Genomic DNA, 21,642 nt, shown 5'->3' with positions numbered 1-21,642 from the left:
GTGTCCGCGCGGTTCGACCACCTCGTCGTCGCCGTCGAGGACCTCGACGACGCCATCGCCCGGTGGACCGCAGCCGGTGTCCCCGCCGCACGCGGGGGAGCGCACCCCGTGGGCACGGTCAACGCCCTGGTCCGCGGGCCGGGGCCGGCGTACGTCGAGCTGATCGCTCCCGGCAGCGACGCGTCCAACCCGTGGCTGGACCGTGTCCGCTCGGCCCGCGGCCCGATCTCGTGGGCGATCGCGGTCGACGACATCGAGGCGGCGCGTACGGCGCTGGCCGACGCCGGCTCCGAACCGGGCTACGCGGTGCCCGGCTCCCGTCGCACGCCCGACGGTGACGTCGTGGAGTGGAAGGTCTGCGACGTCGGACCCGGGCCCTACGACGGGTCGCTGCCCTTCCTCATCGAGTGGACGACGCCGATGGGTCCTGGCCCCGCCGACGGCCCGGTCGTCGAGCAGGTCACGCTCACCCCGCCGGACCCCGAGCGGGTGGCCGACCTGCTCCTCGCCCTGGGCCTGGAGCCGAGCGCGCACTGGCCGCGGCGGGTGTTCCACGACGTCGCGGGCGTGCGGGTCTCCCTCTACCCGGTCGGCGAGCCGGTCGGAGGCAGCGCGTGGTCGATGTCCTGGGGCCAGGACGGCGAGCCGGTGGCGAGGCTCGCCCTCAGGACCGCGTCCGGTGACCTCACGCACTTCACGATCGACGGGGTCGGTGTCGTCGCCTGGCCGGACCGGCGGCGCTTCCCCGCGTCGGCCCTGCAGCCCTCGGCCGGATCGGGGTCGGCGGTCGAGCGCGCGCAGGCGTGGGTCGAGGCCGTCGTGGACGCAGGCCTCGGCGCCGCTCGGGACGTCGACGTCGTCTGGGCCGACGGCATAGCGGTCGACGTCGTCAGGTCGGTGCGGCTCGTCGGACCGGCCGGAACTCAGCCCGTCACGGTGGTCACGGGAGTGCACCCGCTGGACCGTCACGGTGTCGTCGTGGTCGGCATCGGCGACCCGGTCGAGGTGCTGGAGCGCCAGCCCACCATCGGCGACCCGCCGGTCACCGAACAGGTCGGTCGCGTCGACGACGCGTTCGTGCACGCCCTCAGCGGGGGCGTGTACGCCGTCCGCGACGGCGACCGGTCGGTGGTGCGCCACTTCAACGGGTCAGGGAGCAGCGGGCGCTTCGCCGAGGGCGAGCAGCAGCGGTGGCTGGACGAGGCGGCCGTGGGACGGCGTACGGACGGCGTGGTCCGCGGGGAGCCCTGGCTCTAGCCCAGCCGGTCCACGACCCGGTCGAGCCCGGCGGCGCGGGCGGCCTCCAGCGGTGTCATGCCCTCCAGCGGCGAGCGCAAGGTCGGCGAGGCGCCGCGGTCGAGCAGGAGCAGCGCCACATCGGCGCGCCCCTCCTCGATCGCCGCGACCAGCGCTGTCGACTGCAGCTCGGGATGCACGAAGTCGACGTCGACGCCGGCGTCGAGGTGGTGCTCGACCAGGCTCACGTCACCGGCACAGGCGGCGGCGAAGAACGCCTTGTAGTCCCCGTGGGACATCGTCGTGCGCCGCGTCAGGCGATCGTGAGGCCGCCGTCCACCGGGATCATCTGCCCGGTGACGTATCCGGCGGCGTCGGACGCGAGCCAGACGGCCGTCGCGGCAAGCTCGTGAGGGTCGCCCTTGCGGCCGGCGGGGACACGCTGGAGGGCGAGGTCGAGGTAGCCGTCGGGATAGGTCTCGGTCATCTCGGAGGTGAAGAAGCCCGGTGCGAGGGCGTTGACCCGGATGCCCTTGCGGCCCGTCCACTGCTGGGCGAGGTCGCGGGTGAGCCCGCCAAGGCCCGCCTTCGAGGCGGAGTACGCCGCCTGCGGGAGGCCGCCGGTGGTGATGCCGAGGATCGAGGAGATGTTGATGATGCTCGACCCGGGCTCCATGACGCGCCCGCACGCCTGCGCCATCCAGTAGCAGCCGTTGAGGTTGACGTCGATGACCGAGCGGAACTGCTCGGGCGTCTCCCGGGTCGCGGGGACGGCCGTGCCGACGCCGGCGTTGTTGACGAGCACGTCGACCCGGCCGAACTTCGCCATCGCCTCGTCGACGAGTCGCTGGCACTGCTCGGGATCGGCCACGTCGGTGGCCACCGTGTGCACCCGGCGGCCCGTCGAGCGTACGGATGCGGCGACCCGCTCGAGCTTCTCGACGCGGCGCGCGCCGAGCACGACGTCGGCGCCAGCCTCTGCGAAGCAGTGGGCGAACGCGACTCCGAGCCCGCTCGAGGCGCCGGTGACGATGACGACCTTGCCGTCCAGGCGGAACATCTCCATGACTCCCATGCCGGGACCCTAGGACGTGGTGGTCGTCACCGCGGACGCAGGGGTCACCGGTGCGCGCGGCAGCTCGCGTACGGAGCGGGAGCTGAGCACCAGCGCCACCACACCGGCATAGGCGATCGCGGAGACGACCAGCACCGGCTTCAAGCCGAAGGCCACGGCGAGCGGACCGTAGGCGAGCTGGCCGATGGGCATCGCGACGAAGGAGCCGAGCGCGTCGTAGGAGTAGGCGCGCGAGAGCATGCCGTCCTCGATGTTCTCCTGCATGGCCAGGTTCCAGCCCATGCCGAAGATCTCGGTGCCGGCGCCGGCAAGGAAGGCCGTGGTGACGAGTCCGACCAGGGTGGGGGAGACGCCGAGCAGGAGCATCGGCGGCGCCATCATCGCCACGCCGAGCATCCCCAGCAGGAGGGGGCGCTCGAGGCGTACGCGCAGCAGGACCACGGTCGTGAGGAGCAGGCCGGCCGCCTCCGCGGACAGCACGTAGCCCCAGCCCTGGCGTCCGATGGTGTCGTCGGCGACCGCAGGGCCGAGGGTGAACCACGCGCCCGTGTGGATCGCGTTGAGCACGCCGAAGCCGACGACCACGGTCCACAGCCAGGGGGTGGCCCAGAAGAACGACCAGCCCTCGCGCAGCTCGCGGACGGTGTCAGGAGCCTCCCCCCGCGGCTGGCGGGCGGGCAGCCGCACCGGCAGGAGCAGCAGTGCGGCGAGCAGCCAGGTGGCGGCGTCCACCGCGAGCGCCCAGCCCGAGCCGACCGTGACCACCAGGAGCGCGCCGATCGTCGGACCGAGCACCATCATGCCGTTGCGGGTCAGGGAGACGAGTGCGTTGGCCGGTTGGAGGTCAGCGCGCTCGACCAGCTGCGGCAGGACGCTGGCCATCGCCGGGAAACCGACTCCGGACACGACACCGTGCACGCCCGAGAGCACGACGAGCATCCAGACCTCGGCCTCACCGGTCAGCACCAGGACCGCGATGGCGCCCTGGCTCACGGCCGAGGCGAGGTTGGAGAACTGGAGCACCAGGGTGCGCGGGAACCTGTCGGCGATCACCCCGCCGTAGAGCAGCAGCGCGACCATCGGGATCGTGTGGGCGGCCAGCACCTGACCGAGGGCGGTGGGGGAGTCGGTGATGTCCAGCACGGCGAAGGCGAGCGCGATGCTGGCCATCATGTTGCCGAGCGTGTTGACGAACCGCGACGCGAAGTACCACGCGAAGTTGCGGTTGCGCAGCGGCGCGATCGCGGCTGCCCAGGTCATTGCATCTTCCTCGCCGGGATCCAGCGCACGGTCTCGCCGTCGAGCCCGCCGGTCATCGTGAACGCATTCGTGGTGGCGCTGACGTGGACGGTGTCCGGCGTACCTGCCGGTCGGGCCTCGGCGTGCAGGAGGTGCGACGCCTCGTGGAGCAGGTCGAGGGCGCGGTGCCACACCTCGACGGGGACCCAGGCCTCGAGGTCGCTCGACGAGGCCGCGCCCTTCGCCGCGTCGCGCAGGCGGCGCTCGACCTCGACGGCGTTGGCGCGTGCGTAGGCGATCCGGTCGTCGATGCCGCTGCTGCGGTCGGCGAGCTCACGGGACGCGTCGTAGCGGTAGCGCTTGGCCGTCCCGCCGCGGATCTTCTCCTCGCTCTCGACCACCAGCTCGCCGATGTCGTGGAGCACCCGCAGGTGGTACGACGCGTTGGCGTGCGTGAGCTCGAGCTCGCGGGCGACCTCCGCGGCGCTCATCGCCTGCGCGGTCAGCAGCGACATGATGCGCAGCCGCACCGGGTGCGCGGTCGCCCGCAGCCGGGCCACCGCCTGTCCGTCGGTCTCGGTCTCGTCCACCACGGCGTATCCCTCCAAGAGTTCTTGGGGAGTGAGTGTGCGGCAGTACGCGACGACTGTCAAACACTTCTTGGGAGGTCGTCCCGGGTGCGACCCTGACCGCACCCTGACTCGACCCCGGAACGGGGTGAAAACGGCTGGGGTGCGTGGTTGGCTTGTCCTCGACAGCAGGGCACCCGGCCCGTCGAGGAGTGAGTGAGATGTCCGACCAGTACCCCAGCGATGCGCAGGGACCCGACCCGACGCGGCCCTACGGCCAGCAGTCCTTCGGCCAGCAGCCCGAGACCGCCTACCGCGCCGCGCCGACGACCATCTCGCCGCAGGAGGAGCGCACGTGGGGCGCCATCAGCCACGCCGGAGCCGTCGCGGCCATGGTGTTCTCCGCCGGCTTCCTCGGGTTCCTGGCCTCGATCGTGGTCTACGTGATGTACAAGGACCGCGGTCCCTTCGTCCGGTCCCACGCCGCCAACTCGCTCAACGTCCAGATCTCGATGTTCATCTGGCTGGTGGTCGTCACGGTCCTCTACGTGGTCCTGGGCATCATCACCCTCGGCGTCGGCTTCCTCGTCTTCCTGCCGGTGTTCTTCGTGCCGCCGGTGATCGCCGGCATCCTCCACGTGGTCGGGGCGGTCAAGGCCTACAACGGCGAGTGGTGGAACCCGCCGCTCACGCCGCGGTTCGTCAGCTGAGCCTCACGTGAGCTCGCGCAGGACCTCGTCCTGCCACGCGAACGCCGCCCGGGTCCGGTCCACGAGGTCCGGCCCGGGCAGCAGTGCTTCCACCCGCTCGGCCATCCCCTCCGGCAGGTCGGTGCGCAGGTAGCGCAGGCCGAAGTCGTGGCGGGCCGGGCAGTGCCGGATGCGCAGGAGGGTCACCAGCGGCTCGAGCGCGAACCGCATGTGGAACCACGTCGCCTCTGCCACGTCACCACGGGCCACCGCATGCTCGACCAGCCAGGCCCCGGTCTGGCGACGGGCGGCCGCCTGCTCAACCGCCCGCCTGCGCTGCGACTCCATCGCCCCTTCGTCGTCGTGCTCGAGGTGGAGCAGGCCGTCCGGGTCGTGCAGCACCTCGGGCGTGCCGTGCCGTCGGACGTCGATGGTCAGCCGCTCCGGCAGCCGGTCGACGAAGAAGTCGACTAGCCGCGTGGGTCGGGACAGGTCGGCGGCGTCCGGCTGGAGGTGGATGAAGCCCTGGGCCGCCGTCGGCCAGCGGTCGGCGGCCACCCGCCAGACGTGGTCGACGTCGAGGCGGTCGTGGACGAGTGTCAGCGCCTCGTCGTACGTCGCCGTCGCGGGACCGTCGGTCCACACCTGGACGTCGAGGTCGGAGTGAGCGTCGTAGCCCCCGGTCACCGCGGACCCGCTCACCACGACGACCCGTACGCCGGGGCAGAGCGTCGGCAGCTCGCGCAGGAGCGCGAGCACGTCGGAGTACCTGTCCAGGTCGGCGGTCACGATCGCAGTATCCCTTCGCGGCCGGTGGCGGGGACACGCTAGGATGGCCTCGTGCGCCAGCAGCTCCTTCTTCGACAGCCGCGCTGATCGCGTCCCACCGGACCCGACACGCGGCCACCCCTCCATGTGAGGGGTTTTTTCATGCCATCGCAGCGACACACCAGCAGACCGCAACAAGAGGACACGCCATGAGCCAGGACAGCGGAGCCCACGACGCCGAGCGCGCGACGTACGACATCGCGGCCACCGAGACGAAGTGGCAGCGCGTCTGGGAGGAGCTCGACCCCTTCCGGGCCGACGACGACAGCCCGCGCGAGAAGCGCTACGCGCTGACGATGTTCCCCTACCCGAGCGGCGACCTGCACATGGGCCACGCCGAGGTGTTCGCGCTGCACGACGTGGTCGCGCGCTACTGGTGGCAGCGCGGCTACGAGGTGCTGAACCCGATGGGCTTCGACTCCTTCGGCCTGCCCGCGGAGAATGCCGCGATCCGCAACGACGAGCACCCCGACACCTACACGCGCGCCAACATCGCGCGCTCGATCGAGTCGTGCCGGAAGTACGCCGCGTCGTTCGACTGGTCGCGGACCTTCAACACCAGCGACCCCGACTACTACCGGTGGACGCAGTGGCTGTTCCTGCAGTTCCACGAGCGGGGCCTGGCCTACCGCAAGAACAGCCCGGTCAACTGGTGCCCCAACGACCAGACCGTCCTGGCCAACGAGCAGGTCGTCGGCGGCGTCTGCGACCGCTGCGGGGCGGAGGTGACCAAGAAGGAGCTGACCCAGTGGTACTTCAAGATCACCGACTACGCGCAGGAGCTGCTGGACGGCCTGGACGAGCTGGAGAAGACCTGGCCCGACCGCGTGGTCACCGCGCAGCGCAACTGGATCGGCCGATCCGAGGGCGCCCACGTCGACTTCGTCATCGACGGCCGCGACGAGCCGGTCACCGTCTACACGACGCGGCCGGACACCCTGTTCGGCGCGACCTTCATGGTCGTGGCCGCCGACGCCGCCCTGGCCGGTGAGCTGGTCACCGACGAGCAGCGACCGGCCCTGGAGGACTACCTGGTGGAGGTCCGCAAGGAGACCGAGATCAACCGGCTGTCCACCGACCGGCCCAAGACCGGCGTCTTCCTGGGCGTGCACGCGACCAACCCGCTGACCGGCACGAAGATCCCGGTCTACGCCGCCGACTACGTGCTGGCCGACTACGGCACCGGCGCCATCATGGCCGTCCCCGGCCAGGACCAGCGTGACTGGGAGTTCGCCGAGGCGTTCGACCTGCCGGTGATCCGGACCGTCCAGCCGCCGGACGGCTGGGAGGGCGAGGCCTTCACCGGGGACGGGCCGGCCATCAACTCCGCCAACGACGAGATCGACCTGTCCGGCCTGGCGGTCGCCGAGGCCAAGTCGACGACCATTGCCTACCTGGAAGGCCAGGGGCTGGGCCGCGGAACGGTCAACTTCCGCCTGCGCGACTGGCTGCTGAGCCGCCAGCGCTACTGGGGCGCGCCGATCCCGATCATCCACTGCCCGGTGGACGGCGAGGTCCCGGTGCCCGAGGACCAGCTGCCGGTGACGCTGCCGGTGCTGACCGGTGCCGACCTGAAGCCCAAGGGCACCTCGCCGCTGGGCGGCGCGAGCGAGTGGGTCAACACGACCTGCCCGACCTGCGGCGGCCCGGCGACCCGCGACACCGACACCATGGACACCTTCGTCGACTCGTCCTGGTACATGTTCCGCTACTGCTCGCCGCACGACGAGACCCAGGCCTTCGACAGCGCCAAGGTCAACGCCTGGATGCCGTGCAACCTCTACGTCGGCGGCGTCGAGCACGCGGTGCTGCACCTGCTCTACGGCCGGTTCTTCACCAAGGTGCTCAACGACATGGGCCTGGTCGACTTCCGCGAGCCGTGGTCGGCCCAGCTCAACCAGGGCTTCGTGATCAACCAGGGCAAGAAGATGAGCAAGTCCCTGGGCAACGGCGTCAACCTGGGCGACCAGCTCGCGGCCTTCGGTGTCGACGCGGTGCGGCTGACCCTGGTCTTCGCGGGTCCGCCGGAGGACGACATCGACTGGGCCAACATGTCGCCCGACGGGTCGCTGCGCTTCCTGCAGCGAGCCTGGCGGCTGTCCGGCGACGTCACCTCGGCCCCGGGGGCGGACGTGCAGGCAGGCGACCTGGCGCTGCGGCGTACGACCGCGCGCACCGTCCACGACGCGGCCGGGCTGGTCGAGACCTACCGCTTCAACGTCGTGGTGGCCCGCGTCATGGAGCTGGTCAACGCCACCCGCAAGGCGATCGACTCGGGCTGCGGTCCCGCGGACCCGGCGGTGCGCGAGGCGACCGAGGCGGTGGCGGTCCTGCTGTCGCTGGTCGCGCCCTACACGGCCGAGGAGATGTGGGAGCGCCTGGGCCACGAGCCCACGGTCGCCCGCGTCGGGTGGCCGGTCGTCGACGAGGCGCTGCTGGTCGAGGACACCGTCACCGCCGTGGTGCAGGTCAAGGGCAAGGTCAAGGCGCGCCTGGAGGTGTCGCCCGACATCTCCGAGGCCGACCTGGAGGCCGCTGCCCTCGCCGACGCGGGCGTGCAGCGCGCGATCGACGGCGCCACCGTGCGCAAGGTGATCGTGCGCGCGCCCAAGCTGGTCAACGTCGTCGTCTGAACCCGTTCCGACCTCGGCGACCCCACGCAACGACGAACCGGCCCCGCGGCAGTGCCGCGGGGCCGGTCGTCATTCGGCGTGCTCAGGTGTGCTGGTCAGCTGCTGACCCTCACGGCCGGTCGAGGCCGAAGGTGTAGCTGCCCGACCCGGAGTAGGACTCCACGCGCCACGAGTAGTAGCCCGCGGTGCCGGTGTAGGTGATCTTCTCCTCGGAGGTGCTGCTGATGCCCTGCGCGACCACGACCCAGGTCGAGCCGTTCCACTTCTCGAGGTAGAGGTCGAAGTCGGTGCCCGACGGGCCCGAGATGCAGCCCACGTGGGTGCCGGCACCGGAGTAGTAGTAGTCGCTCGTGCCGGGGTGGTAGGCCACGCCACCGGAGCTCAGCGAGCCGGTCTCCTTCTCGGGCATGGTGCTGCAGGTGGTGGGCTCCGGGTCCGGCGGCGGGGTGGTGCCACCGGTGCCGACGTAGAGCAGGCGGTTGGGCGAGCCCGTGCCGGGGTTGGTGACCTTGTTGGTGGTCGCGGTGGAGATCAGCGCGTTGTTGACCGTCGCCGGGGAGGCGGACGGGTTGGACTGCAGGTAGAGCGCTGCTGCGCCCGCGACGTGCGGGGTCGCCATCGACGTGCCGCTGATGGTGTTGGTCGCCGACGTGCCCGTGTGCCAGGCCGAGGTGATGTTGGAGCCGGGCGCGAACATGTCGAGGCACGAGCCGATGTTGCTGAAGCTGGAGCGCGCGTCGGTGTTGGTCGTCGACCCGATGGTGAGGCCGGCGGCGACGCGGGCGGGCGAGCTGTTGCACGCGTTGGCGCCGGAGTCGTTGCCGGCGGCGAGCGCGTAGGTGACGCCGTCGGCGATCGAGTTCGACACGGCCGTGTCGAGGGCGGAGGAGATGCCGCCGCCCAGGCTCATGTTGGCCACGGCCGGCGAGCCGGCGGTGTGGTTCTGGGTGACCCAGTCGACGCCGGCGATGACGCCGGAGTTCGAGCCGCTGCCGTTGCAGTCGAGGACGCGGACCGCGACGAGGCGTACGCCCTTGGCCACGCCGTACGTCGAGCCGCCGACCGTGCCGGCGACGTGCGTGCCGTGGCCGTTGCAGTCGGTGGTGCCGCGGCCGTCGTTGATCGCGGTGTAACCAGAGACCGCACGACCGCCGAACTGCGTGTGGGTGTTGAGCACGCCGGTGTCGATGATGTAGGCCGTCACCCCCGCACCGGTGGCGTTGTAGGTGTAGGCGTTGTTGAGCGGCAGGTCGCGCTGGTCGATCCGGTCGAGGCCCCAGGTGGCGGGGGACTGGGTCGCGTCGAGCTGCACGGGCTTGTCGGCCTCGATGTAGGCGACGTTGGGGTTCTTGCGCAGCGCGGCGAGCGCCTCGCTGTTGAGCTTGGCGGCGAAGCCGTCGATCACCGAGGTGTAGGTGTGGGTGATGCTCGCGCCCTCGGCGCGGACGTCGGCCTTGGCGGCGCGGAGGCTCTTGCCGGGCGCCTCCTTGTCGAGCACCACGATGTAGCGGTCGTCGGCCGAGGAGCCGAGGACCGGCGCGAGGCCGTCGTCGGCGGCGGAGGCCTGCGGGGCCTCCTGCGGCTTCTCCGTTCCGGCCGCGTGGGTGGCGGTCGGCGAGACAGCGAGTGCGGCACCGGCGAGCGAGGCGATCAGGCCTGCCGCCAGTCGGGGGCGTGCATGGTTCATCGATGGATCCTTCCCGAGACAGATGGACGAGGCTGACCTTGACCTTCCGACCCGGTCCCGGGCAAGGGGCAGGCCCCGCTTAACACTTAACTCGGCCAGCTCCAGCGGATCCCCGTCGTCCCCGGTGCGGTGTCGGTGTGGACGAGGTGCGCGCGTCGGTCGCCGTCCAGGGTGATCCGCTGCTCGCGGCCCTCGGTGAAGGCAGTCACGCCCTCCGGGAGCGCACACGGGTCGAACGCGACCTCGAGGAGGTACTCGCGCATCGGCAGGCGCAGGCGGCGGGTGTACTCGTGCTCGCGGGGGCCGGGGGTCGGGGAGACGACCTCGTACGACACGATCACGGTCTCGCCGCGGCGCAGCGGCCGGAAGAAGACCAGCTCGGCGCCGACGACGCCCGCCTCGGGGTCGCGCTCCACCCGTCCGAGCGCGCACCCGCGGAGCGGGCGGATCTCGGGCAGCCCGGCGTCCAGGTCGTCCTGGGAGTGCATCACGACGCGGCGGTCGGGGCCGTCGGCACGGGCGCGCATCGCCTGCCGCACGGTGAGGCGGACCTGGCGACGGTCGGGGCCGATGTGCAGGACGTCGTGGACCGACACCCGCGCCAGCTCGGTGTCCCAGCTCGTGTCGAGCCGACCGAGGACCGCGGAGTGGGGCTCCTCGGGCCACAGGACGTCGAGTCCCCGTACGGCGTGCCGCGGCGCGCGCTCGCGCGTGCTGGGAAGGGCGGCGGTGAGGGTGCCTGCGGGCAGGCCGAGGACCTCCTCGAGGTGTGGCAGGGCCGCCAGGGACGACCTCCGCCCGGGCTCGCTGCGGCCCGAGCGCCAGTAGCTCAGGGTCGCCGAGCTGACCGAGACGCCACGCTGGGCGAGGTGGTCGGTGATCCGGTCCAGGCTGAGTCCGCGCGCGTCGATGGCAGACCTGAGTGCGTCGGCGAAGGTCCCGGGCCTGTCACGCATCCGGACATCCAAGCGGAGGCCCCCGAGGCCTGCAACACGCCGCCGCACGGTGAGCGGCTGCTCCCGCAGCCCGTGGCTGCCACTAGCCTTCGGGTGTGTCCGGCACCGTGATCGTCACCGACTCGACCGCGAGCCTGCCCGCCGAGGTGGCGCAGGCGCACGGCATCCGGGTGGTGCCGCTGCAGGTCGTCATCGGTGCGCGGGTGCTCGACGAGGGACCCGACGGGGCCACCCCCGAGGTGGTGGCGAAGGCCCTGCGCGACTTCGTGCCCGTCAGCACGTCCCGGCCGGCACCCGCTCTCTTCGCCGAGCTCTACCGCTCCCTCGAGGCGGACGGCGTCGACGAGATCGTCTCGATCCACCTGTCGGGTGAGATGAGCGGCACCTTCGAGTCGGCCCAGCTGGCCGCGCTGGAGGTCGACCTGCCGGTGCACGTCGTCGACTCCGGCCAGGTCGGCATCGCGACCGGCTACGCCGCCCTCACCGCCGCCGACGTGCTGGCGGCAGGGGGCACCGCCCAGCAGGCGGCCGAGGCCGCGCTGGCCCGCGGCGAGGCCGCCACCTCGCTGTTCTACGTCGACACCCTCGAGTACCTGCGCCGCGGCGGACGGATCGGCGCGGCCGCCGCGATCTTCGGCAGTGCGCTGTCGGTCAAGCCGCTGCTCGAGATCGCCGGCGGCAAGGTCGCGCCGCGCGAGCGCGTGCGTACGGCCTCCCGGGCCCTGGCGCGGCTGGCCGAGCTCGCCGTCGAGGCGGCCGGGGACCGGCCCGTCGACGTGTGCGTCTCCCACCTCGCCAACGCCGGCCGGGCCGAGGAGCTCGCGGCGACGCTCACCGAGCGGCTGGCCGAGGGGCTGGAGGGTCGCGAGGTGATGTGCGGGGAGCTCGGGGCCGTGCTCGGCGCGCACGTCGGACCCGGCATGGTCGCCGTCTGCGTGGCCCCGCGGGACTGATCCACCTGAGCCGTCGCGATCTGCGCGGCCCTGTCCACAGATTGCCGGCCGCCCCTGTCGGAGGGCCGGGTGGCGTTCCTAGCGTGGAGCCATGCGCCGATCCCAGTCGTCCTCCGAGCACGCCGAGGCGGTGTCGCGCCGGCTGGCGACCCTGAGCGCCGAGCTGGCCGCGGTCCGAGGTGAGGCCGACGAGGTGCCCGTGCCCGCGCACACCCGGGTCCGCGAGCGTCCCGACGACCCGCCCGCCCCGGTGGTGCTGCCCGTGCCGGGACGGCACGCGTCGCGGCGACTCCGGATCGGCGGGCTCCAGCTCGGGCCGGCCCACCTGGCTGTGGTGTGCTGCGTGGCTGCCGTCGCCGTCGGCCTGGCGGCCTGGTGGGCCGTACGGGACCAGGCCGAGGTGGTGCCCGTGGCGCCGTCTGCGGACGCGGCCGCCTCTCCCGCACCGCTCGCCCCCGTCGCCCCACCCGGCGGGGCGTCCGAGGCTGCTGCGCCGACCGAGGAGCTGGTCGTCGACGTCGCCGGCAAGGTGCGTCGTCCGGGCATCGCGGTGCTGCCGCCCGGCTCGCGGGTAGTGGACGCGCTCGAGGCAGCCGGAGGGGCTCGGCGCGGGGTGGACCTGACGTCGCTCAACCTCGCCCGGCCGGTCGTGGACGGCGAGCAGATCCTGGTCGGCGTCGAGGCGGCTGCAGGCGTGGCCGGATCGCTCGGCTCGACGGTCCCCGACGCAGATGCCCTGGTCAACCTCAACACCGCGGACCAGACTGCGCTCGACACCCTCCCGGGGGTCGGTCCGGTGACCGCGGAGGCGATCCTCAGCTGGCGCGACGCCAACGGGGGCTTCACCTCGGTCGACGAGCTGCTGGAGGTCGACGGCATCGGCGAGGCCACCCTCGCCGACCTGGCGCCCCACGTCACGCTCTGACCGCGGCTGACCGCGACCCGTGCCGGACCTGCGCGCGATCGCCCTCGGCGGGGGAGCCTGGGTGGGCGCCCTGCTGGTGCTCCTCCTGCCCGGCTGGGCAGCCCTGGGCGGCACCTGCGGCATCGTGGTGCTCGTCGGCGCCGGGGTGCTGCGCCGGTGGTGGAGGGCCGCGTGGCTGGCACCGCTGGCGGCACTCGTGGCCGTGGCCGGGGTCGCCGCCCTCCACCAGGCGCTGGTCGTCACGTCGCCGCTCGCCGTGCTGGCCGAGCAGCGCGCGGTGGCGTCCGTGCACCTGGAGGTGACGTCCGACGTGCGGGTCGTGCCCGGCCAGTACGGCGAGCTCCAGGTCCTCCGGGCCGACGTGACCCGCCTCGAGGGGCGAGGGAGGACGTGGCGCCTCGACGCTCCGGTCGTCGTGATGGCCGACGCCGACTGGCCGCGGCAGCCGTTGGGCACCAGGCTCGAGACGACCGTACGGCTGGTGCCGGGCGACGACGACGTCGCTGCGCTGGTGCGGCCCACGGGCACGCCGAGGGTGACGTCCCGGCCCGACGTGTGGTGGGACGCTGCCGCGGCCGTACGCCGGGCGGTGCGCGAGGCGGTCTCGGGTCGGGACGCGGACGCCCGCGAGCTCGTGCCGGCACTGGTGGTCGGCGACGACGGCGGCCTGGACCCCGACCTCGCCGAGGACTTCCGCACCACCGGGCTGACGCACCTGCTGGCGGTGAGCGGCACCAACCTCACGCTGGTGGTCGGCTCGCTGCTGGTCCTCGGCCGGTGGATCGGCATGCGCGGTCCGTGGCTCTACGCGCTCGGTGTGGTCGGCATCGTCGGGTTCGTGCTGACCGCACGAGCCGAGCCCAGCGTCGTGCGCGCCGCCGCGATGGGGGCGGTGGCCCTCGTCGGGATGGGGCGCAACGGGCGCTCACGCGGCGTACGCGGTCTCGGCGTGGCGGTCCTCGGCCTTCTCCTCTTCCGACCCCAGCTGGCGGTGACGGCCGGGTTCGCGCTGTCCGCACTGGCGACCGCCGGCATCCTGCTCCTCGCACCGGTGTGGCGCGACGCCCTGATGCGGTGGACGCCGCGCTGGGTGGCCGAGGCGGTGTCGGTGCCGCTCGCGGCGCAGGTGGCCTGCACGCCGGTGGTGGCGGCGCTGTCCGGGCAGGTCAGCCTCGTGGCAGTCGGCGCGAACCTCCTCGCCGCACCCGCCGTCGCGCCCGCCACGGTGCTCGGCCTCGCGGGCGGTCTCCTGGGGTTGCTGTGGATGCCGCTCGGCGTGGTGGTGGCCGCGCCTGCCGCGTGGTCCGCCGCGTGGATCATCGCCGTGGCCCGGTGGGGAGCGGCGGTGCCGACCGCAGCGGTCGGCTGGGGCACCGGTCCGCTTCCGCTGGCCGCCCTCACCGTCCTGTGCCTGCTGTCGGTGCCCCTCGCTCCGCGGCTGCTCGCCCGACCGGGTTCGTCGCTCGCCTGCACCGGCCTGCTCGTCGTGGTCATGGCGGCCCGGCCACCCACGCCGGGCTGGCCGCCCGAGGGGTGGGTGCTGGCGATGTGCGACGTGGGCCAGGGCGACGGGCTCGTCCTGCGCGCCGGACCCGGCTCCGCCGTCGTGGTCGACGCCGGACCCGACCCCGCGGCCATGGACGTCTGCCTCGACCGGCTCGACGTCACGAGCGTCCCACTGGTCGTGCTGACGCACTTCCACGCCGACCACGTGGGCGGCCTGGCGGGGGTCGGCGACGGGCGCGAGGTGGAATCCGTCGAGGCGACGGCGCTGCTCGAGCCGGCCGGCGGCGTGCGCGACGTCGAGGCGGCGGCGGGCGGCGCGCCCGAGACCGCTGCGTACGGACTCACGCGCCGGGTGGGTGAGGTGACCCTCCAGTCGGTGTGGCCGCGGCCTGGCGCTCCCGCCGGCGACGCGGGGGAGAGTGCACCCAACAACGCCAGCGTCGTGCTGCTCGCCGAGGTCGCCGGCGTACGGATCCTGCTGACCGGTGACGTGGAGCCGTCCGCGCAGTCCGCACTGGCGCGTGATCTCGGCGGGCTCCGCGTCGACGTGCTCAAGGTGCCGCACCACGGCAGCCGGCACCAGGACGTGGACTGGCTGACCTCGCTCGGCGCCCGGCTCGCCCTGGTGTCGGTGGGGGAGGGCAACGACTACGGGCATCCCGCGGCGGACCTGTTGGCCGCTCTGTCGGCCTCGGGCGCGCAGGTGTGGCGCACCGACCTCGCCGGCGACGTGGTCGTGGTGGTCACCGACGGCGAGGTCGGTGTCGCCGCCGGTCGATAGGGTGGGCGCACCATGGCACGCACCCCCTCCGCCGCGCAGGTCCTCGGCCACGTCGTCCTCGTGACGGGCAAGGAGGAATACCTCTCCGCCCGCACGGTCGCCTCGGTCCGCGACGCGGTGCGCGCCCACGACGCCGAGGCGGAGATGGCCGAGTCGCCCGCGTCCGACCTCACTCTCGCGTCGCTGGGAGAGATGTCGGCACCGTCGCTGTTCTCCTCGATCCGGTGCGTGGTCGTACGCGGGCTGGAGGACCTGCCCGACGAGTCGGTCGACGGCCTGCTCGCCTACTGCGCGGCCCCGGCCGACGACGTCGCGCTCGTCCTGGTGCACTCCGGCGGGCAGAAGGGCAGCGGCGTGCTCACCAAGCTCCGCAAGCTCGGCCCGGTCACCGAGGTGAAGTCCGAGGAGGTCAGGGCCAACGAGATGCCGGCCTTCGTGTCCTCCGAGGTCGCCTCGCACGGCGCCCGGATCGACTCCGACGCGGCCGCGTTCCTCGTCCAGGCCGTCGGCACCGACCTGCGGTCGCTGGCGGCCGCCGCCGACCAGCTCACCAACGACTTCCACGGCGAGCACCTCACGGTCGACAAGGTCCAGCGCTACTTCGGCGGCCGCGCGGAGGCGAAGTCCTTCACCGTCGCCGACGCCGCGTTCGCCGGCCGGCGGGCGGTCGCGCTGGAGGAGCTGCGCTGGGCGCTCGACTCCGGCACGTCCCCGGTCCTGGTCACCTCGGCCATGGCGGCGTCGGCCCGCGGCCTCGCGCGCTACCTCGGCGCCCCGCGGGGGGCTCGCGACGCCGACCTCGCGCGTGACCTCGGCGTCCCGCCGTGGAAGGTGCGCACCGTCCGGGACCAGTCCCGCTCGTGGAACCCCGAGGGCATCGCCGCCGCGGTCCGGGCGGTCGCGGTCGCCGATGCCGACATCAAGGGTCAGGCGCACGACGCGTCCTACACGCTCGAGCGGCTCGTGCTCACGGTGGCAGGGCTGCGCGAGAGCCGCTGACGCAGCGACCGGACGCCATGACCTCCTGCCCGTACGTCATGGCAGGTGGTCGTTGGGGCAGCCGGGCGCCATGACGTACCCACCCCCGCCGGCCCGCTGACCCCCCGAAATGCGAAACACCCGCCACGGGGGCGGGTGTCCAGCGGGAAGGTCCGGGTCAGAGCGACGCGGCCTTCTTGGCGATCGACGACTTGCGGTTCGCGGCCTGGTTGGCGTGGATGACGCCCTTCGACGCGGCCTTGTCGAGCGCCTTCATGGCGTCGCGACCGGCGGTCACGGCGGCGTCCTTGTCGCCGGCGTCGGACAGCTCGCGGAACTTGCGGACAGCAGTCTTCAGGCGCGACTTGACGGCCTGGTTGCGCTGACGCGCCTTCTCGTTCTGCTTGTTGCGCTTGATCTGGGACTTGATGTTCGCCACGTGTGGATCCTTGAGTGCTCGACCGGAAGGGCTTGACCGGAATGGGAAAGTCTGTGCTTGTCGGCTGCCAGGCAACCCCTCCCAAGATCGGCACGGGGAGGGTCGGGTGCCGGACACGCAAGGAGGAACACTACCGCCACGGCGCGCGCGCGCCCAAATCGCTCAGACGCGGGGTCGGCCGGTGCGGCGGGCGACTGCCTCCAGGATGCGGCGCGACTCCCGCAGACGGAAATCGTTGAGCGTCGGCAGGTTCACGTCGACGGCCACGACCGAGCGTACGGCGAGGTGGGTGCCGAACCCCGCCAGGAACGCGGTGACGACCTCCTCGCCGGCCTCCGACAGGGCCGGCGAGAGGGGGATCGAGGCGTCGAACCAGGGGTCCTCGACGCGTTCGAGGCGGGCGAGGAGCGGGTCCGCCCACGCCGGACCACGGGCGGCCATCCCCCAGTCGAGGAAGACCAGCTCGCCGCTCGGTCGGCGCAGCAGGTTGTCGACGCGGATGTCCCAGTGGGCGACGTGCGATGCCGGCTGCTCGGCCAGGTCCCGCAGCAGCGCGGCCCAGTGCGGAGCCCGGGCGTGCACCCACGCGGGCACGGGTGCCTCGCGGGGCGCCTGCGGCAACGCGGTGAGGGTGTCGGACCAGAGCCGGAAGCGCTGGGACAGCTCGACCAGCGGCACGGAGGCCGGCAGGTGGCGCTCCTGCAGGACCTCCGAGAGCCGGTCGACCCCGTGGAGGACCGCGTCGAGCTCGGCCGGGTCGTCGAAGTCGGGGTGACGGCCCTCGACGTCCTCGATCAGCAGCGCGACCCACTCGCCGTCGTCGTACGCCGCCAGCAGTCGCGCCCACAGCTCGTGCTCGCCGAGGTGCGAGAGCACCGCGACCTCGCGGCGGAACAACCCGGGCGTGTCGGGGTTGAGCCCGGATCCGACCGCCTTGACGAAGGCGCGGGTCCCGTCGGCGCAGGTCAACCTGGTCGCGCACCCCGGCGACATCCCGCCGAGCTGCTCCGCCGTCGAGGTGACCGGGGACCCGAGCTCGGCGTCCACCCAGTCCCGGACCGCAGCGGGGATCGCGTTGTAGGCGAGGCGTACGCCGACGGCGCGGGGCGTCGTCACGACCAGCCCCGGCGCTCCGCCAGCCAGTCCCAGCACACCTCGCCCTGCCACCGCTGGTGGTCGCGGATGTGGGGCGACGTCGGCGGCACCGGCAGCTCGCACTGGGTGAGGAAGTAGCCGACGTAGAGCGCGAGGTTGATGTCGTACGCCTCCGGGGCGACGTCGCACAGCAGCCGTCGCTCGCCGATCACCGCGTCGACGTCGACGCCCTCGCCGCGCGGTCCGATCAGCGCCGCGAACGAGTCGAACCACGCCGCGCCGCGCACCGGCCAGTTCCAGTCGCAGACGAGGGCCCGGCCGTCCGGGTCGATGATCACGTTGTCGGAGCGGATGTCGGTGTGCACGAGGGTGTCGCCGCCGACGACCTCGGCGAAGCGCCGGGCAAGCGCCTCGGCCTCCGCGAGGTGCGCGGGATCGAGGTCCGTACGCCGCTCCCGCAGCTCCGCCCACCCCTCGACGAGGGGAGCGAAGTCGTCGGCGGCGGCGTCGAGGGCGAGCCCGGCGGGCGGCGGCGTGACCGCGTCGGCCGCGTCCTCCAGCGTGTCGAGGAGGGCGTCGAGGTCCTCGCGCACCCACGGTCGGTGGGGCGCGCGGGCCGCGACGTACTCGATGCCCAGCACCACCCAGTCGTCGTCGAGGTGCCACAGCAGCCTCGGCGCGGGGACCGCGACGGGCAGCGCCGCGAGCTTGCGGGCCTCCTCGCGGTAGGAGTCGGCGAACGTCCGCTGCGCCTTGACCGACGCCGCCTTCACGAAGTGGCGCGAGCCGTCCTCGCAGACCAGCACCGACGCGAAGCCGGGGGTGAACCCGCCCGTCTGCGAGATGGCGGAGACGACGGGGGATCCGCACTTGCGCTCGATGTAGGCCCGCAGGTTCGCCGGAAGGAAGGCCCACTCCAGGCGCCGGGCAGTCTTCCCGTGCGGGGCGGGGTAGGGGGCCAGGGGCGAGCGCGACATGGCGGCATCCTTCCCCACGGACGTGTCGCGGATCGACCCGATACCCAGGTCTGCACCGGCCTTGACTCCTAATGGTATTAGGAGAATCGTTCGTGGCATGGGCAAGGTGGCCGACCGGCGGGCGCGTACGACCGACTCGATCGTCGCGGCTGCCCGCGCCGTGATCGCCGAGGAGGGCGCTGCCGGGCTCACGCTGGGCGAGGTGGCGCGTCGGGTCGGCATGCGCACCCCGTCGCTCTACGGCTACGTCGACAGCAGGGCCGACCTGTGCGACGAGCTGTTCCGGCGGGGTTGGACGGACTTCGGCGGTGCGGTGGAGCACCTCGTCCCCGACGAGGACACCGACCTCCACGCGCTGCTCACCGAGGCGATGGACGTCGCGGTGGGCTGGGCCCTGGACCACGCGGCGGAGGCCCAGCTGATGTTCTGGCGCCCCATCGCCCGGTGGGAGCCGTCCCCGGCTGCGTACGGGCCGGCCGAGGCGGCCGTGGCGCAGATGGGCGCCGCGTTCGCCACGGCGCAGGAGCTCGGTCTCGTCGACCGGTCCCACGACGTCGAGGAGCTGGTGCAGGTGTGGGCCGCGCTGACCGCAGGCGTGATCTCGCAGCAGCTCTCCAACGAGCCCGGCGTGCCGGCCGACCTCGGGCGCACCTCCCGCCACCGATCCGCCCTCGTGCGGATGTTCGTCACCCACTACTCACCCCGGAGCCAGCCATGACCACCACCGCGACCCGCGCCGCCGCACTCCCGCAGACCTCGCGGGACACCGCTCGCGACGTCGCCGCCGCCGAGTACGAAGGACTGCTCCTGGCCGTCGACGCCTTCGGTGCAGCCGACTGGGGCCGCCCCACGGACTGCACCGAGTGGCGGGTGCGCGACATGGTGGCCCACCTGGCGGGAGCCGCGGAGGAGGCCTGTCGGCTGCCGGTGATGCTGCGACACCTGGGCGGTGCGGTCGTGGACCTGCGCCGTGGACGGGGCGACCTCGTCGACCTGCTGTGCGAGCGGCAGATCGGGGACCGGACCCACCTGTCGGACACCGAGCTCGCCGCCGACCTGCGGCGCTGGGCCGCGGGAGCGCCCGACGGGCGGCGCCGCCAGCCGCGGCTGCTGCGGCGCACGGTCCTGCCCGCCTTCGCCGGGTTGGGGCGCGGTGCGCGGCTGGCGTACCTCCTCGACGTCATCTACGTCCGTGACGTCTGGCTCCACCGGGTCGACCTCCACCGGGCGACCGGGCGCGAGATGCCTCTCGGCGCGGGGGAGGACGAGGTCGTCGCCCAGGTGGTGCGCGACCTCGACCGCGCCTGGTCCGGTCCGGCGCTGGTCCTCGAGCTCACGGGGAGAGGCGGCGGTCGGTGGCAGGTCGGCGAGGGCACGCCCATCGCGACGATCACCGAGGACGCCGTCGCCCTGATGCGGCTGCTGTCGGGTCGCTCCGACGAGTGCGCCCTCGCCACGGTCGGCGACCAGTCGGCAGCGGACCGGCTGCGGGCCACGCGCGTCGTGTTCTGAGACCGGTCCTCCGAAACCCGCGTGCGGGCCGCGGGAGCGGCACGGCACGATGGCGCCATGCCCGAGCTCGTCCTGCCGACCACGTCCGTCCACGCGTCGTTCCTGGAGGCGATGGACGAGTTCGTCGCCGAGGGCGCCGAGAACAGCCAGACCGCCGCGTGGATCGAGCACAACGCCCCGGGATGGCAGGAGCCCACGGCGTTCGAGGTGTTCGTCGAGGCCGTGAGGGCCGACGCCCTCGAGGAGACGCCGCGGCCCGAGCAGCACGTGCCGTGCACCACCCTGTGGTGGGTCGACGGTGAGGACTACCTCGGTCGGCTCGCGATCCGGCACCGGCTCAACGACTTCCTCCTCGACGTCGGCGGGCACATCGGCTACGACGTACGCCCCTCCCGCCGGCGTGAGGGCCACGCCACCGCGATGCTGCGCCAGGCGCTCCCGTGGGCGCACACGCTGGGCATCGACTCCGCCCTCGTCACCTGCGACGACGACAACGTCGGGTCGATCCGGGTCATCGAGGCCGCCGGCGGGACGCTGGAGGACGTACGCCGGGACAAGCGGCGCTACTGGGTGCCGACGGCGCGGTAGTCATCCCGCGGGCGGGATGGCGGCCGTCCGGGTCCGCGTCGCGGCGCCGACGCCGACGACCGCCACCACCAGCCCGACCAGCTGCAGCACCGACAGCGTCTCGTCGAGCACCACCCAGGCGAGGACCGCCGTCACGGGCGGACTGAGGAAGAACAGGCTGGCCGCGGCGCCCGAGCCCCCGCGCAGGACCAGCAGCGACAGCAGCACGAGCCCGACGATCGAGTTGACGATCGCGAGGAACAGCACGGCGACCAGCGCCTGGCGGCCGTCCGTGACCGGCCAGGCGCCCTCGGTGGTCCACCCCAGGACCAGCAGCGGGGGAGCGGAGACGGCGAACTGGACGGCGGCCGACCACAGCAGGTCGGGCTGTGCGCCGATCCAGCGCTGGCCGAGGGTACCCAGGCTCAGGGTGAGCATGCTGAGGGAGCCGATGAGGACGGCGGCCGGGCCCCCGGCGCGACCGAGGTCGGCCCCCAGGACCAGCAGCACGCCGACGACGCCCACCACGAAGCCGCCGACCTGCAGCAACGAGACGCGCTCGCCGAGGATCGCGGCCGCCAGCAGTGCGGTCAGCACGGGGCTCAGCGCGTGGAAGAGCGAGGCCAGGGTGGCGCCGAGCCCGAGGTCGAAGGCGACGTACATCAGGCCGAACTGGACCGCGTTCATCACCAGGCCGACCGCGGCGACGCGGCCCAGCGTCGCCCGATCCATGCGGGTGGGGCGGCGCAGCGCCAGCGAGAGCGCGACGGCCAGCACGGCTGCGAGCACGAAGCGCCAGCCGAGCACGGTGAACGGCGCGACCGCCCGCACGGCGGCGGGCCCGGAGATGTAGCCCGAGGACCACACCAGGACGAAGGCGACCGCGGGGACGAGGGGCAGGTGCGCTGCTCGCGGGGGCCGGGTCACGCGGTCACGCTAACGATCGTCGTCGGTTCGGCACGCCACGCACCGCGTGGAAGAATGACCCGACCCCGCC

At 73.1% G+C, this 21,642-nt stretch carries 21 protein-coding genes; 10 read left to right on the top strand and 11 right to left on the bottom strand.

Features of this window, described 5'->3' with window-relative positions:
• On the top strand, window positions 1–1,257 hold the full coding sequence (locus AC57BS_RS03190) for a VOC family protein (protein ID WP_496410027.1): 1,257 nt from the start codon (window positions 1–3) through the stop codon (window positions 1,255–1,257).
• Here AC57BS_RS03190 and AC57BS_RS03185 read toward each other — a convergent pair.
• Genes AC57BS_RS03185 through AC57BS_RS03170 form a run of 4 tightly spaced genes read right to left on the bottom strand, consistent with a single transcriptional unit; the run spans window position 1,254 to window position 4,143 of the window.
• Window positions 1,254–1,535: an ankyrin repeat domain-containing protein gene (locus tag AC57BS_RS03185; RefSeq protein ID WP_496410026.1), complete on the bottom strand. Its 282-nt coding sequence runs from the start codon at window positions 1,533–1,535 to the stop codon at window positions 1,254–1,256. The genes AC57BS_RS03190 and AC57BS_RS03185 overlap by 4 nt on opposite strands.
• Window positions 1,536–1,549: 14 nt before the next feature.
• The gene (locus AC57BS_RS03180) at window positions 1,550–2,311 is read right to left on the bottom strand and encodes an SDR family NAD(P)-dependent oxidoreductase (protein ID WP_496410025.1); all 762 of its coding nucleotides are present in this window, start codon (window positions 2,309–2,311) and stop codon (window positions 1,550–1,552) included.
• Between the two features lie 9 nt (window positions 2,312–2,320).
• Window positions 2,321–3,571, bottom strand: coding sequence for an MFS transporter (locus AC57BS_RS03175; RefSeq protein ID WP_496410024.1), 1,251 nt, complete (start codon window positions 3,569–3,571; stop codon window positions 2,321–2,323).
• A complete protein-coding gene (locus AC57BS_RS03170) occupies window positions 3,568–4,143 on the bottom strand; it encodes an ArsR/SmtB family transcription factor (protein ID WP_496410023.1) in 576 nt (191 codons plus the stop codon). The genes AC57BS_RS03175 and AC57BS_RS03170 overlap by 4 nt, the downstream gene beginning before the upstream one ends.
• A gap of 197 nt (window positions 4,144–4,340) precedes the next feature.
• Here AC57BS_RS03170 and AC57BS_RS03165 point away from each other — a divergent pair, with 197 nt between their 5' ends.
• On the top strand, window positions 4,341–4,829 hold the full coding sequence (locus AC57BS_RS03165; protein WP_496410022.1) for a DUF4870 domain-containing protein: 489 nt from the start codon (window positions 4,341–4,343) through the stop codon (window positions 4,827–4,829).
• Between the two features lie 3 nt (window positions 4,830–4,832).
• On the opposite strand, the gene AC57BS_RS03160 is transcribed toward AC57BS_RS03165, so the two are convergent.
• Entirely contained in the window at window positions 4,833–5,597 is a 765-nt protein-coding gene (locus AC57BS_RS03160) for a hypothetical protein (RefSeq protein ID WP_496410021.1), read from the bottom strand.
• Between the two features lie 188 nt (window positions 5,598–5,785).
• Between AC57BS_RS03160 and leuS the strand changes: the two genes are divergently transcribed.
• A complete protein-coding gene (gene leuS, locus AC57BS_RS03155; protein WP_496410020.1) occupies window positions 5,786–8,269 on the top strand; it encodes a leucine--tRNA ligase in 2,484 nt (827 codons plus the stop codon).
• Between the two features lie 109 nt (window positions 8,270–8,378).
• Here the strand turns inward: leuS and AC57BS_RS03150 are convergent, their stop codons facing one another.
• Window positions 8,379–9,956, bottom strand: a complete 1,578-nt coding sequence (locus AC57BS_RS03150) for a S8 family peptidase (protein ID WP_496410019.1) — start codon at window positions 9,954–9,956, stop codon at window positions 8,379–8,381.
• Between the two features lie 86 nt (window positions 9,957–10,042).
• Window positions 10,043–10,912, bottom strand: a complete 870-nt coding sequence (locus AC57BS_RS03145) for a helix-turn-helix domain-containing protein (RefSeq protein WP_496410018.1) — start codon at window positions 10,910–10,912, stop codon at window positions 10,043–10,045.
• A gap of 95 nt (window positions 10,913–11,007) precedes the next feature.
• On the opposite strand from AC57BS_RS03145, the gene AC57BS_RS03140 reads away from it, so the two are divergent.
• The 4 genes from AC57BS_RS03140 to holA all read left to right on the top strand — a co-directional run bounded on the left by AC57BS_RS03140 (window position 11,008) and on the right by holA (window position 16,076).
• Window positions 11,008–11,865, top strand: coding sequence for a DegV family protein (locus tag AC57BS_RS03140; RefSeq protein ID WP_496410017.1), 858 nt, complete (start codon window positions 11,008–11,010; stop codon window positions 11,863–11,865).
• A gap of 91 nt (window positions 11,866–11,956) precedes the next feature.
• Complete coding sequence (locus tag AC57BS_RS03135; RefSeq protein ID WP_496410016.1) at window positions 11,957–12,790, top strand: ComEA family DNA-binding protein; 834 nt, start codon at window positions 11,957–11,959, stop codon at window positions 12,788–12,790.
• A gap of 19 nt (window positions 12,791–12,809) precedes the next feature.
• The gene (locus AC57BS_RS03130; protein ID WP_496410015.1) at window positions 12,810–15,077 is read left to right on the top strand and encodes a ComEC/Rec2 family competence protein; all 2,268 of its coding nucleotides are present in this window, start codon (window positions 12,810–12,812) and stop codon (window positions 15,075–15,077) included.
• A gap of 12 nt (window positions 15,078–15,089) precedes the next feature.
• A complete protein-coding gene (holA, locus tag AC57BS_RS03125) occupies window positions 15,090–16,076 on the top strand; it encodes a DNA polymerase III subunit delta (protein WP_496410014.1) in 987 nt (328 codons plus the stop codon).
• A 157-nt stretch (window positions 16,077–16,233) separates the two neighbouring features.
• On the opposite strand, the gene rpsT is transcribed toward holA, so the two are convergent.
• From rpsT to AC57BS_RS03110, 3 genes are all read right to left on the bottom strand, one after another.
• Complete coding sequence (gene rpsT / locus AC57BS_RS03120; protein ID WP_496410013.1) at window positions 16,234–16,494, bottom strand: 30S ribosomal protein S20; 261 nt, start codon at window positions 16,492–16,494, stop codon at window positions 16,234–16,236.
• Between the two features lie 162 nt (window positions 16,495–16,656).
• Complete coding sequence (locus AC57BS_RS03115) at window positions 16,657–17,610, bottom strand: phosphotransferase (RefSeq protein ID WP_496410012.1); 954 nt, start codon at window positions 17,608–17,610, stop codon at window positions 16,657–16,659.
• On the bottom strand, window positions 17,607–18,566 hold the full coding sequence (locus AC57BS_RS03110; protein WP_496410011.1) for a phosphotransferase family protein: 960 nt from the start codon (window positions 18,564–18,566) through the stop codon (window positions 17,607–17,609). The genes AC57BS_RS03115 and AC57BS_RS03110 overlap by 4 nt, the downstream gene beginning before the upstream one ends.
• Window positions 18,567–18,663: 97 nt before the next feature.
• Between AC57BS_RS03110 and AC57BS_RS03105 the strand changes: the two genes are divergently transcribed.
• The 3 genes from AC57BS_RS03105 to AC57BS_RS03095 are packed head-to-tail and all read left to right on the top strand — an operon-like array spanning window position 18,664 to window position 20,666.
• Window positions 18,664–19,284 (top strand): TetR/AcrR family transcriptional regulator, encoded by a 621-nt coding sequence (locus AC57BS_RS03105; protein WP_496410010.1) that lies wholly within the window; start codon window positions 18,664–18,666, stop codon window positions 19,282–19,284.
• A complete protein-coding gene (locus AC57BS_RS03100) occupies window positions 19,281–20,078 on the top strand; it encodes a maleylpyruvate isomerase family mycothiol-dependent enzyme (protein ID WP_496410009.1) in 798 nt (265 codons plus the stop codon). The genes AC57BS_RS03105 and AC57BS_RS03100 overlap by 4 nt, the downstream gene beginning before the upstream one ends.
• 57 nt (window positions 20,079–20,135) lie before the next feature.
• Window positions 20,136–20,666 carry a GNAT family N-acetyltransferase gene (locus tag AC57BS_RS03095; RefSeq protein ID WP_496410008.1) on the top strand — a complete coding sequence of 177 codons (531 nt, stop codon included), beginning with the start codon at window positions 20,136–20,138 and terminating at the stop codon, window positions 20,664–20,666.
• On the opposite strand, the gene AC57BS_RS03090 is transcribed toward AC57BS_RS03095, so the two are convergent.
• Entirely contained in the window at window positions 20,667–21,572 is a 906-nt protein-coding gene (locus tag AC57BS_RS03090) for a DMT family transporter (RefSeq protein WP_496410007.1), read from the bottom strand.
• Window positions 21,573–21,642: the final 70 nt, after the last annotated feature.

The sequence above is a fragment of the Nocardioides sp. BGA-UO-ETr-FS32 genome, from assembly GCF_059567905.1.
This window is presented reverse-complemented; position numbering and strand designations above follow the sequence as displayed.